General features: G+C 37.4%; 10 protein-coding genes and 1 pseudogene. 8 read left to right on the forward strand and 3 right to left on the reverse strand.

The genetic code is table 11. The annotated features are described in order from the left end of the window. Positions 1–185: 185 nt before the first annotated feature. From CS562_RS20130 to CS562_RS20145, 4 genes are all read left to right on the forward strand, one after another. Complete coding sequence (locus CS562_RS20130; protein ID WP_099858031.1) at positions 186–377, forward strand: helix-turn-helix transcriptional regulator; 192 nt, start codon at positions 186–188, stop codon at positions 375–377. Continuing rightward, positions 374–1,261, forward strand: coding sequence for a hypothetical protein (locus tag CS562_RS20135; RefSeq protein WP_099858032.1), 888 nt, complete (start codon positions 374–376; stop codon positions 1,259–1,261). Before CS562_RS20130 ends, CS562_RS20135 begins: the two co-directional genes overlap by 4 nt. Positions 1,262–2,290: 1,029 nt before the next feature. After that, entirely contained in the window at positions 2,291–3,427 is a 1,137-nt protein-coding gene (locus CS562_RS20140; protein WP_099858033.1) for a hypothetical protein, read from the forward strand. 19 nt (positions 3,428–3,446) lie between these two features. Continuing rightward, complete coding sequence (locus CS562_RS20145; RefSeq protein WP_099858034.1) at positions 3,447–5,174, forward strand: ATP-binding protein; 1,728 nt, start codon at positions 3,447–3,449, stop codon at positions 5,172–5,174. Positions 5,175–5,305: 131 nt separating this feature from the next. On the opposite strand, the gene CS562_RS20150 is transcribed toward CS562_RS20145, so the two are convergent. Beyond that, the gene (locus CS562_RS20150) at positions 5,306–6,274 is read right to left on the reverse strand and encodes a restriction endonuclease (RefSeq protein ID WP_099858035.1); all 969 of its coding nucleotides are present in this window, start codon (positions 6,272–6,274) and stop codon (positions 5,306–5,308) included. Between the two features lie 133 nt (positions 6,275–6,407). On the opposite strand from CS562_RS20150, the gene CS562_RS20155 reads away from it, so the two are divergent. The 4 genes and pseudogenes from CS562_RS20155 to CS562_RS20170 all read left to right on the forward strand — a co-directional run bounded on the left by CS562_RS20155 (position 6,408) and on the right by CS562_RS20170 (position 10,287). Further along, a complete protein-coding gene (locus tag CS562_RS20155) occupies positions 6,408–7,721 on the forward strand; it encodes a hypothetical protein (protein ID WP_099858036.1) in 1,314 nt (437 codons plus the stop codon). Positions 7,722–7,738: 17 nt separating this feature from the next. Next, the gene (locus CS562_RS20160; RefSeq protein ID WP_099858037.1) at positions 7,739–9,100 is read left to right on the forward strand and encodes a hypothetical protein; all 1,362 of its coding nucleotides are present in this window, start codon (positions 7,739–7,741) and stop codon (positions 9,098–9,100) included. Between the two features lie 190 nt (positions 9,101–9,290). Further along, positions 9,291–9,428, forward strand: a pseudogene (locus tag CS562_RS33540) (HesB/IscA family protein); the annotation flags it as partial. Between the two features lie 217 nt (positions 9,429–9,645). Further along, the gene (locus tag CS562_RS20170; RefSeq protein WP_099858038.1) at positions 9,646–10,287 is read left to right on the forward strand and encodes an NAD(P)-dependent oxidoreductase; all 642 of its coding nucleotides are present in this window, start codon (positions 9,646–9,648) and stop codon (positions 10,285–10,287) included. Between the two features lie 96 nt (positions 10,288–10,383). Here CS562_RS20170 and CS562_RS20175 read toward each other — a convergent pair whose 3' ends face one another. Then, entirely contained in the window at positions 10,384–10,893 is a 510-nt protein-coding gene (locus tag CS562_RS20175; protein WP_072735485.1) for a hypothetical protein, read from the reverse strand. A gap of 502 nt (positions 10,894–11,395) precedes the next feature. Continuing rightward, positions 11,396–12,376 (reverse strand): glycoside hydrolase family 53 protein, encoded by a 981-nt coding sequence (locus CS562_RS20185; RefSeq protein ID WP_236703614.1) that lies wholly within the window; start codon positions 12,374–12,376, stop codon positions 11,396–11,398. Positions 12,377–12,470 lie beyond the last annotated feature (94 nt).

Below are 12,470 nucleotides of genomic sequence, written 5' to 3' on the forward strand. Positions count from 1 at the left end.
GTATCAGCATTCTACACGTTCGGTTCCCGCGTTCCTCTCCAACATCCATATTGAGTTTAAATTTTATTTGACTGTGTGGGGATTTTTGAAGCTGTTCACTTAAATATATAGATGTGTCCGAATAAGGCATATTAGGACTGAATTAAAGCTCTATTTATAGAAGATTATTCAAAGGAGAAGTGTTAATGGAAAGTTTAGTGAGTTCAAATGTAGTTTGTGACATGTACGGCATTTCTAAGCGTACGCTATGCAGATGGAAACATGAGGGATTACCTTCTGTCAAATTATCATACAACATGGTCAGGTATCAGCTTGCTGAAGTGGCTAAATGGATTGAATCTAACAAAGTTATGGCGGCAGGAGCGGGAAAAGAATGAGTATAGCGCGTGAGCTACTCGAAGAAGCAGACAAAAGATTAAAGAGAAGTAGAGTTAATAGAGTAATAGATGGGAATGGGGAAGAACGAACCGATTGCATAGTAATAACCCCTGAAATGCGGGAAGCGGCTAGAAGGAGGGGGAAGCTGGAGACTTACAGGAACAGGACGGAAACTCCATTTACAATGGTGAATATGGAAGGAGCAAAACAATTAGCGACAATGGAGAGGTTGAGTACAAAGGAGTTGGGGTATTTTTTGGTGCTTCAATCATATATAGGTTATGATAACATGCTTAAAATGTCGTTAGATGCAAGAATACCTATGACTGAGAAAGGACTAGCGGAAGTGCTAAGGATAAGAGATAAAAGAACATATTCAAACTTGCTAAGAAAGTTCATGGAACTAGGCTTAATACAAAGCCAAAGGGTTTCTTTATTTAAGAAAGAATATGAAGCGCTTTACATCAGTAAAGCCTATTGCCTAAGGGGAACAAGCAAAGAGAATAGACTAGTCAAGGTTTTCATTGAAGCTATGCATGAACTGTACAGTCAGCAGGATATAAAGCCCGCTGATATTGGTTTCTTATATCGTATACTCCCATATATGCACTTTGAAAGTAATCACCTTGTAAGGAATCCTTACGAAAAGGATTTTTCCAGTGCAGAAGCACTATCTCTAAGGGATGTAGTAGAAATCACTGGTATGGACGAAAAGAATGTCAAGGAACATCTTAGAATTAAACTATCTGGCGTGCATGTGTTCGGTTCGTTTAAGGCTGGCAAGAACAGTGTTTACAAAGTCAATCCATCATTATTCTATAGAGGTGTTGCACCAGAACTAGTGAAATCAGACTTTACTTTGACGGAACAGAGCCGTAATTAATGCGCTGTTCCTCTACCATGTACCGGAAAGTGATATACACAAATTTTATAAAAGGCAAATGCAATCTCAATCGAGGGGTATTTTTGCAGGAATATTGAACAACCGAGGGGTATTTTTGCAAACTTTAAAGTGGTCTCAGCCTTAGAGCCATAAGGGTTTCAGGGATTTCCCAAAAGTAGTATCTCTCTTATCTTAGAAGATATATATAATTATTAAAGTTATAATTATAGGCAAAGGTGTTAGGTTGTTTATTACCCAAAATAATCCGTTTACCGCTAAGCGAAGCAAGCAATCGTCAATCTTATTCAACATGTCTCTGTTGACGATTCAAATTATAGGCATTAGCAAAGAATATATAGCTGAGATAATGATATAACATATATATGATTGAAGTACCCAGTCATCTTAGTTAAATGGTTAGGTACTTGCCGCCTGAACTGGAATGAAATATATTCCGCATGTTTAAAATCAAATATGCATTGGCAGAGGAATGAACAATATGACGTATTAAATCAAAATTATACTCTACTTGCCAATGGATAAAATATATCTTATGCAAGTCGTCGTCCAAATCTAAGCGCTTACGTAATCATTCCTATGGGTGGCGGCGCTAAGATTCAGATAAAAGGATGTTATGGACTTGTCAGAATATTGCCAACCAAAATGTTGCTTAGCAGAATGTTGTCGTTGGAACCGATGGATACATAATCATGACTTATACTTCATCTAACTAAAGTGCGCTTGGTAAACCGGAGTTTTTGTGTGTGACCCTGCGTAGCCCTAACTTCCTCGTTCTGATTCCGTTCCGGCGAATATCCCCCTCCCCCACTTCAGATAAGGTATATTATCAGAAGTTTTAATCTTCTTCTCGTTCTGAGCTTTGTAAAAGTCGGTTTATCTTAATTTATGATAGATGTTGGCTTTTTTTTGTTTAAAGCAAACAGTATTGTTCATAATTCGACAAATTCCACTGAAGGAAAATAGTAGAATAGAAATAGTTATCTACTGCTCGAGAGAGGTGTTAATGATATGACCGTTCTTAGGGAAAAAAAAGAGGAAAGAGATGGTGGTTACTACGCAGTAAAGGGTTTCTTGTATCAATTCGATATGACTATAAAAGAAGTATTGAAGAATCCTTTGCAAGATGTATTGTTTGAGCAGGTACAAGATATAAGTTACGAAGACTTCATAATCCAAGTCAAGCACAAAGAATCTCAGGTGTATAGTCCGAGCAAAATAAAGAAGCCAATTATTCAATTATTGGATTTACACAAAGAGAACGATAGAAAAAAGTATCGTTTACATTGCTATTTCAAAAATACAGTCAGACATACAAAAAAATTAAGTATAAACGAATTAGATATTATCCTCTCAGACAAAAGCAGTGCGTATTCTGTACCTCAGAAAAACAAATTCATTGAAAGTTTTATACTATGCTACACTGATGATTTTGTTACTCAATTTGATGAAGTTATCACTATGATAAAATCTCAATATGGTTTACGTGATAATGAAAGTGCAATTATTCATCATGCGATGATACGCTCTCACTTACTTCAATTAGCAATAAATAAAGATAAAGAAAAACGTTACATCAATAAGCTTAAGTTAGACGTGTATGTAGAAGATGCAAAAAAGCTGTTTTTTGATTTAGGTTATTCAAATTACTTAGGTAAAGAAAAGTATGAGAGGTATCTTAAGAGTAAGTATTTCACAGTTGGTTTGAATCTGTTTAACTTACAAAGGTTGTTTATTATTGATTTTGAAGATGAAATAGATAATTCAATTATACTAACAATAATGGCTAGAATAATAAGTAAATATAAAAGGTCAAGCAAGTCTCCTCCTCCTATATTTTGTTTTAGAAAATTAAGCAAGGACCGTATCGACAAATTAAAACAACTTATATTTGATAATGGAGAAAAGTTTAACGATGGAACCTATTTTGATGGAGATAGATTCAGAATTGAGAGATTTACGGAAAAGAGTGAAGACTGCAAATTTAAAATCATTGGAGCAAAGGATTTTTGTGAATTGCTGAGTGCTAGCTATATTAATCAAATTTTCCACTTTTACTTGAAAGAATACGATGACATCCAGGCAGGAAGTCATAATATCGTACATATACATCTTGATGAAATTACACAAATAATAAAAATAATTTAATTTATAGTAGGGGTGTAAAATGAGTTTATTTGATATTGATGAGAAAATTGCTAAAGTAGTTTCTGTTCTACCAAACAAAATAAAAATTGAAATAAAAAATATTGAACTATTTAAAGTTGAGAGTGAAAAATTCTCAGTAGGCTCCTACCTTAGGGTTTCCGATAGTGATGATTGTGCATTAATTTGTATAATTGAAAACTATACAATACAGAAAGAAGAGAACTCGGAAAGTTTATATATCATTGAAGCTGTGCCCATTGGATTTCTTGATAATGAAGGGAACTTCACTAGAGGAGGTAATAATATAGCTATTCCTCCTACAGATGTTGAACCTGCAAGGAAAGAGGAAATACAACGAATTTATGATGATATTGAAATGGGCAAACGTTTTTATTTCTCATCACTTTCACAGGATAATTCTATAAAAGTCCCTGTAAACGGAGATAAGTTTTTTAATAAACACATTGCAGTTGTAGGTTCAACAGGCTCTGGTAAATCACATACTGTTGCAAAAATACTTCAGGAAGCAACTATGATTAGAAATCAAGGTTATGAGGGGTTAAACAATTCTCATATTGTTTTATTTGATTTACACTCTGAATATCACCAGGCTTTCCCAGATGCTAACTATATTAATGTGAATAATTTAGTCCTTCCTTATTGGTTGATGAACAGTGAGGAACTTCAAGAATTATTTATTGATACTGAGGCTAATGACCATAATCAAAGGAACGTATTCAAAGAAGCTGTGTTATTGAATAAAAAGCGTCATAATCCTGATGTGAATCCGAAATTTATAACGTATGATGCTCCTTTTAAATTTAATATTTATGAAGTCTTGACTTATATTACAAACAAAAATAATAATCGTAAAAACAAGGAGAATAAAATTGTTTGGGATGATGGAAGTGGTAAAGAATTTGAAATAACAAGTAGTAATGTTAGTCTAATGTTCGATTCGATACTCAAACCTTTAGGTACAGCTGCTGGGCCTAACTTTGGTGATTTTCTTAATTTTATTTCTAGAATGGAAAATAAACTCAATGATGAACGCCTATCTTTTTTGACTAAGGGAAGGGCAGAAACTATTACATTTAAAGAAACATTAATGCAATTTCTCGGTTATCAAATTCCTAATCAAGGAAGCAAATCAAATCATAATATAACAATAATTGATTTAAGCGGTGTACCTTTTGAGGTCCTAAGTATTACAGTGTCTTTAATCTCTAGAATCATATTTGAGTTTGGCTATTACTTTAAGAAGACTTTTTCTGAAGGTAATGAGAAGGCCCCGATTATGATTGTTTATGAAGAAGCTCATAAATATGTGCCAAAGGTACAATCGGCAAAATATAACTCATGTAGAATATCAATTGAAAGGATTGCCAAGGAAGGAAGGAAGTACGGAGTTACAGCAATGATAGTAAGCCAGAGACCTTCAGAAATTTCTGAAACAATCTTTTCGCAATGTAATAATTTTGTTGCTATGAGGTTAACTAATCCAGAAGACCAAAACTATGTAAAACGGTTACTGCCTGATAATTTGGGTCCACTAACAGATTCTTTGCCGAATTTAAAAGAAGGCGACGCTATTTTGTTAGGTGATGCAATTATCATGCCTTCACTTGTGACAATAGATAGATGTAATCCTTTTCCCTCTTCCAATGACATACTATATCTAGAACATTGGAAAAAAGAGTGGTTAGAAGTCGATTTTAAAGAGTTAACTGAGAGTTGGACTAAATAGTTGTATTCGCACAAATTTATGAAAGTTTGTGGACTTAATTACTGTGTGAGGACGACAAAACAAAAAGCCCCCTAATGAGTGCTTCTCATAGGGGGTTCACTGGTTCTTCCAGATATAAACAATATATACAATTAGTATTCGTTTGTCAATGTGTTGAAGTAAGGATTTTTATAAATAATTGCTGCCTCTATCTTCTTTTTAAAGAAATGTTTTATATCTCCTTCAGTTTCAAGTAAACGAATTATTTCTTGGAGGTCGCAAAGAATTGATACAGCAAGATTTAAAGATTCTTTACTCATTGTAATCGCTGGTTGTGTAAAACCATTAACAGCAATGAAGATTCCCCTTGCTTGATTACGACTAAATATTCTAACTAGATGACGTGCAATTTCATCTGTTCCAACTGATTGCCCCCACCATTTCATTTCCACTAGGTAATACTCATTATCAATTTCAATAACCCCATCAATCTGCTCAGTAATACCCTCTTTGTTATCGCCATTTAGTGTGAACGCTTCAGACATTAAAATTCCAGATGCCTTGAATAAGTTGTTCATTACTTGTTCGAATAGTTTTCCTCTCATTTGACGGTCTTGCATAAGAAGTAGTTTATTAATCTCATCCTTAAATTTGTTCTTTGCTAAAGTTATCTCTCGTGCTTTTTGAACTTTAAGCAAGTACTCATCTCTTTTTTGTTTTTCGATTCGTTCTTTTTCAGCTTTCATTCTTGAGAAACTGTCTTTAGTGTTAACAATTCGTCTAATTTCACTTACTAATCCAATTGCTTTAAGTCTATCGTTATCCCAGCATACTTCGAAACTCTCAAATTCAATAATTCTTTTCAGGATTTCCCTACGCTCACTAAGAGCCCCATCTCCTTTTTCATTAAGACGAGTTAGAATGGTTCGTGCTATTTCATATTTACTAATTAGTTTTGGATTTTCTTTAACGGCTTGTGCAACATCGTATAGAGTGTTCTCAGCAACCCCGGCTCCTCGAAAAAAGGAAATTACATCTGGTTTAGAACGATTCAGTAGTGGGATAGTATCGATAAGTAATGCAATTAGTTCTGGAGGAAAATGGTAAATGGTCGCTCTCATTAGAATCACCCCTGAATAAAGAATAGTTTTATAAGAAACAGGTCCTATTTTTGTTGTAATCTAAAATAGTTCTATTATACTAGTGATAGAATAATTTACTAATTGTTCAATAACTGGGCTGGAGGAATTTGTGGTGTCTGATGAAAACAAAATAAAATCAGGATACTGGTCAATTGCAACTCAAAAGCATCTTAAAGAGTTTAGGACGGATAGTTCTAATCTTGATGAATTTGATGGGCTTAATGTAGCAGGTAAAGCTGGAAGATTACTTGGTGTATTAAGAGGTAATTCACAAATAGGTAATATTAAAAAAATTGAAAAGATGGCCAATCAGGTAGGTATCTCTAGACAAGAGCTTCATAAAATTGTATTACCTCATCTTGCAGATGCTTCAGATAAAAAAGTGAAAATTTTGAGAAGTTCTGCTGGTGATATAGTTGGTGTAGAAGAATATGTCTTCACTAACAGCAGCGTGCTAGAAATCACTGGTGAGGTGTTTGAAAGGTCTAATCCATCAAGTGTTGAGCGTCTGACAATTGAGACAATGGATGAAACTAAGAAGATTCCGTATCTACATCGAGATTTAACTGAACTGCTTACAGGTAGGGGATTTCTAGAACAAGATATCAATCTAGCCTTCACTCTACAAAATCAATTCAGATTAATTCAGATGTTGAGTAAGACAAATAGTACGGATAAAATTATTAGTAATGAGTATGTATGGGGCCCGAATCATGAGAAAATAGCGATGGCTGTTTCAAACTTGGATATGGATAATAAACAGAGCCTTAAGGAAGTCATTGAAATTATACAATATGCGCAGGGACATCCTCTGGAAAAGTTGCCTCCATTAGATGAAAAACTAATTATGCTTGCGAAAAAGACAGGCATGATAAATCCAATTGTAATATTATCTAGCAGAGGATTGCAAAAAGAATTTGGATTTAGTTCAAATTTATTAGGTAGTGGTGGCTATGATGATGATATTCTTGATGATGTGAAGCTATTACTGGCTTCAATCAGATTCGGTGAACATTATACTCCCTATTCTACCATAGAAAGCCCAGAAAAGTTTTTGAGGTTCCTTCTTGATAGAGGGAAAATTGGTCCGCATGCAGCAAATGAGACTGATTACACTCTGTTAGAGAAAAAAGGTATCATTAAAGTGACTTATGGGACAAAATACAGCTATTGGAGGCAAAGAAACGAATCTGGTTATTTCCTTGAACTAATTAGAAGAGATGTTGCCGAAGCTGCTTTAGAAATTGTGAAGAGTGCTGATTATCACTTAGCAGGTGAAACCGACATTCGACAATATGGTGAGTTAGCTGACACAGGTTCTTATATCAGCCCTGAGGAATCAAGAATCAAGCTTGGAGAGGTTCCAGACCAGGTGAAAGAAGCTGAGGAATATCTAAATCAGGTGTTGAGAGATGAACTTCTATAAAAAAGAGGTGATAGGCATTGTCAGGAGATGAGAACAAGACAGAGGTCGATAAACATTCAGTAGACCAAAAATCAAGTGATGTAAGTAAGGAAAGTGATTCAATTGAAAAGGCAGAGGCAAGTCAATTGAATGAAATCCCTGCACCAGTACCTCCTATCTCTAGCCAGCCCAAGAGGGCTGGTTATAAATCTAAGGGTAAAACAAGTGGGAGTGGAGCTAAGTACGATAAGTCAAACAATAGGGGAATATCGACCGGAGATTTGCTTGAGTATCGGATGAAGCGGCTTGTCTTTAAAATGGGTTACTTTCCAAAAGTGGGTGTAGTGATAAGGACTTCGCAAGAGGACAATGCTGACCCAATAACTGACTTGGATGTTTTTGGTGTTTATATACACAGAGACTTTTCGAATAAATCAATATGGGTTGATTGTAAATCGGGTCAATCCAGACCCCATGAAAGAATATCTTGGATAAAGGGTATACAAACCACAGTGAATGCTGATGATATTATCTTTGTAAAAAGTGGGGTTAGAATTACTACCAAAGAGTATGCAAGGAAGTCTGGGATTCAAATTCTTGATGTGAATTTAATTGAGAAGCTCGAGAAAGATTACGATATAAAACCAGAAGATTGGAGAGGTTCTTGGGATTATAAGAATCTCCACACTGTTGACACCAATTTTGGAAAGCTAAAAATACCGACTAATGACGTGTACAAGAAAATTAGCAATTTTATTAAAAGTGATTACTGGATTATGGATGATTATTCGAGGATAAAAAAGTCTATAACAGCCTTAAGAGAGCTATCTGCTCTCGTGACATTATCCCTCGAAGAAGACCAACTAAAGGCAATTAAATGGGCCATATACGAATTGGTAGGACTATTTACAATGGCTACGTTAAACATCTTGAAGGAAGTGTATTATTTCTCTGATTCGGAAAAGAAAGAGATAATTTCAGAGCGTTTAATATCTAGTGACATTCCTTTATCTAAGCGCCTAGAATTGGTCGATGCATCTTTCAAAATAGCATATGCACTCTTAAAACAACAATTTCCGGATTTTGTGTTACCAACTAGTAAGCAGAATGTCAATCTAAAAGCTCCTAGTTATTTTGATGCATTTTATGATGTAATTCTACGGATATCAAATAGTCCTCACAGTTATTATGATGTCCTTAGATATCTAGATTTTGTTCTGATGGAATATGACATGAAATCCAAGAAAGTGAATGAAAAAGAAATTTCTTCTCTATTTAGTCATTCCAAAGAGAATAATCTAGCAGCTAAAACTCTACTTCATTTCCTGTGTCAAATTACGGGACTGCCTCAAGAACTATTTGTTCTGCTAAGTACTCAGCTAACACATGTTAACAAATGAATGAGAGACACTTTTAATATTAAAACTCTAGGCACTATATTGAAGCTCTAATCTTGCTGTAGAATAACACTTAATGTACAATGGGATTAACGTTGTACTCAAGTCAGAAACATTGCAATTAACAAGTGTTGATACAATTCATAATACCTAAGATTTAGTCATTTAAGAGCTCAACCATCTGGTATGTCGCGGTCTTGAAATTGATTTTGAAGAATCCGGCATGTCCGGCGGTTTCACCATTCACAACCCGAACGCAGTGGCAACATGCGGCTGTGGATCATCTTTCCGTACGAGGGAAGAAGCAGGCGTACCGGATAAAGATTGTTAATAGTTGCGAATCGCGACCTCTATAGCGGATTAGTCTTGTGCTAATCCTGTTATGGAGGTCTTTTTTTGCGTGGTGGTTTGGTATGTACTTTGGTTGTTCATATTAAGTGGGAACCTGGACGCTTTTTTATAGAAAGGTTAAGTTGACAAGTTATATTGTAACTAATATAGTTACAATATGAAATTTAACAGAGCCTAATCACAAAGGAGAGATTATGATGAAGATTGGAATTATTGGCGCGACAGGCAAAGCAGGGAATTTGATTTTGAAAGAAGCATTGGATAGAGGGCATGAAGTGACAGCGATCGTTCGTAGTGCATCTAAGGTAGAAGATAAAAGTCTGAGTGTACTTGAAAAAGATGTATTCGACCTCACGGCAGAGGATGCCAAATCATTCGACGTAATCGTCAATGCATTTGGTGCACCAGCCGGTAAAGAGAATCTGCATGTGGAAGCAGGACAAGCCCTGATTAATATTCTGAAAGAGGCGCCGAATACTCGTCTGATCGTTGTTGGTGGTGCAGGCAGTCTGTTCACAGATGAAACCCAAACCTTGCGGGTAGTAGACTCCCCAGGGTTCCCTGATGCATACAAAGCAACAGCAACCAACCAGGGTAAAAACTTGCAGGATCTGCAAGCTTCCTCAGGTATCCAATGGACGTTCCTGAGCCCGGCTGGATTCTTTAATCCAGAGGGTGTACGCACAGGCAAGTACCAGTCCGGTAAAGATCAGATTTTGGTAAACAGCGAAGGCAACAGCTACATTAGCTATGCTGACTATGCCATCGCTTTGGTCGATGAGATCGAAAACCCGCAGCATAAGAACGAACGCTTTACGGTTGTAGGCGAAGCGAAGTAATTGAATTGAACTTGAAGATGAAAAATGGACGCCAATCATTATACTGATTAGCGTCCAATTTTTTCGTATGAAGTTGAAGCTCTAATATCCTCGATGCTAGTGAGGTGTAACGTCATCTGTATTTGGATTTTCTATCAATTCTACGGACTCTGCCGACTCCATACTTTCAACACCATCGACAACCTCAACGAGTCCTACAGCCAATGTAGTGACTGCCGCAGCGGCAATTAGATTCTTGGCCCCGAGCTTTACTCTCTCCATGTCCTCGTCTTTCATGCCGACAACCACATCTTTGCCGCCGTTATACACATACTTAGCTGATACCACTACGCCTTTAGCTGTATTAGAAACAGCACCTCCAATATCGGCAAGTCCCGCATCTAACGTTGTATTGTCTTTTCTGATCACACCACTCGCCATATCATATGTACCGCTGGCAAGTTGTCCTACCGTTTTCCCTGTATTAATCGTAGCTTTTTCTACGCCATTACCAATTTCTTTAATGAATGGACTTCCTGTAAGTTCTCCAGCCACTCGGACGGTGCCGCCCAGTACTTTTCCGGTAACTTCTCCAGCAAACTGACCCAGTTCTTTTAAAAATCCCATATATATTCCCCACCTTTGAAATAAGGTTGCACATGTGTTGTCTGAATCTTTTATCTTTATTATATAAGTATATGAGCGATAAGACTATTTACGTTCAGATTCATCAAGCGTTCCTAATTAACATGAACCAATTCAACAAATTCGATCTAACCTATCTAACCCAACTAGCCGAACCGAAGAAGCTAATATACCTTCCTAGCTTAACGCAACTACCCAAACAACTAACTACAACCCCCAAAAAAGCGCTACTCCCTAACGGAAGTAGCGCCTTTTTCTTTTATTACCCCAAATTCCTACTAAACACATTTTAGAAGTGTCTCATAAGCAGCGAGCGTAGTGGAGGGACGGAATCGATTCTGAAGAAGCGGTAGCGGTCGCCTTTATCCCCGGATTTTGTCCTATGAAATAGGACATTCAAAAAAATCCGGGGATAACAGCGATCAGAAGAACGATCCGTACCCGTAACGCCCACCTACTGCTCACCAGTCACTTATCTCCGTGTTTAGTCGATAAATCCTTCCAACATTACAGTCGGCAAGCCGTTAGACTGCCATGCACCTTTACTGTAACCGCCGTTGTAGCCCGGCGTTGCTTCAGGCTCCCAATAGAATACACCTTTACCTTTACTGCTCGGCAGGTTGCGGAATTGCGTTTTCATCGCTGCGACGAAACTTTTACCAGCTGCCGGTTGGGTATTATCCATCCCGATTTCCGATACGATAATCTCCTTACCATACCGGTTGATCAGATCCTTGGCATTATTCACAGCATTGGTGACAGCCGTGTTCCAGCCGGAAGCGGAAGGATAGAGGGACATGGCAATCATGTCAAAGTTGGCACCGTTATCGATCAGACCACCGATATTCCATACATAGAGGGCATTATCGTCCCCACCTGCGAGGTGAACAATTGTTTTGGTGTTGGTGCTGATGGATTTTACGGCATTATGGCCCGTGTTCACCAGCCACGCATAATTTTTCATGTTGGTGGATGCTTTTCCATCCTCCCATAACATACCGTTGCTTGTTTCGTTACCAATTTGTACCCAGTCCGGGGTTACGCCTTTGCTCTGCATGGCCGTCATGACTTCACGCGTGTGATTCCATACAGCATCCATCAGCTGTTGGAACGTGTAGTTTTTCCAAGCCGCAGGTTTCGTTTGCTGACCCGGATCAGCCCAGGAATCACTGTAGTGTAGGGTCAGCATGACACTCATACCTGCATTTTTGGCACGCAGGGCCAGAGCAGCTGCACGATCTTTATTCATGTAACCGTTACCATAATCATTCGAAGGATTAACAAAGACACGAATACGAACGGAGTTGATCTGGTAATCATTTTTCAAAATATCAATAATATCACGCTGTACGCCGTTTTTGTCTTTCCATTTGTAACCTTGCGCTTCCATCCCAGGCACCCAACTGATGTCGGCTCCTTTGGCGAAGCTCGGTGCAGCACTGGCATGCTGGCCTGCCGGCAGCATAATGGAGGTGAATAACAAAACAAAGACCAGAGCGATGGATGTTTTGAAACCCCTTACATTTTTGAACATTACAATATGCCTCCTCGAATATAGG

Source organism: Paenibacillus sp. LK1 (assembly GCF_002750415.1).
In the GTDB taxonomy this organism is placed as follows: domain Bacteria; phylum Bacillota; class Bacilli; order Paenibacillales; family Paenibacillaceae; genus Paenibacillus; species Paenibacillus taichungensis.

Bases quoted from the DNA above. Each gene is read 5' to 3' on its own strand.
- CS562_RS20130 (WP_099858031.1), top strand. From the start codon at position 186: ATGGAAAGTTTAGTGAGTTCAAATGTAGTTTGTGACATGTACGGCATT.
- CS562_RS20140 (WP_099858033.1), top strand. From the start codon at position 2,291: ATGACCGTTCTTAGGGAAAAAAAAGAGGAAAGAGATGGTGGTTACTAC.
- CS562_RS20170 (WP_099858038.1), top strand. From the start codon at position 9,646: ATGAAGATTGGAATTATTGGCGCGACAGGCAAAGCAGGGAATTTGATT.
- CS562_RS20185 (WP_236703614.1), bottom strand. From the start codon at position 12,376: ATGCTGCCGGCAGGCCAGCATGCCAGTGCTGCACCGAGCTTCGCCAAA.
- CS562_RS20145 (WP_099858034.1), top strand. From the start codon at position 3,447: ATGAGTTTATTTGATATTGATGAGAAAATTGCTAAAGTAGTTTCTGTT.
- CS562_RS20150 (WP_099858035.1), bottom strand. From the start codon at position 6,274: ATGAGAGCGACCATTTACCATTTTCCTCCAGAACTAATTGCATTACTT.
- CS562_RS20135 (WP_099858032.1), top strand. From the start codon at position 374: ATGAGTATAGCGCGTGAGCTACTCGAAGAAGCAGACAAAAGATTAAAG.
- CS562_RS20175 (WP_072735485.1), bottom strand. From the start codon at position 10,893: ATGGGATTTTTAAAAGAACTGGGTCAGTTTGCTGGAGAAGTTACCGGA.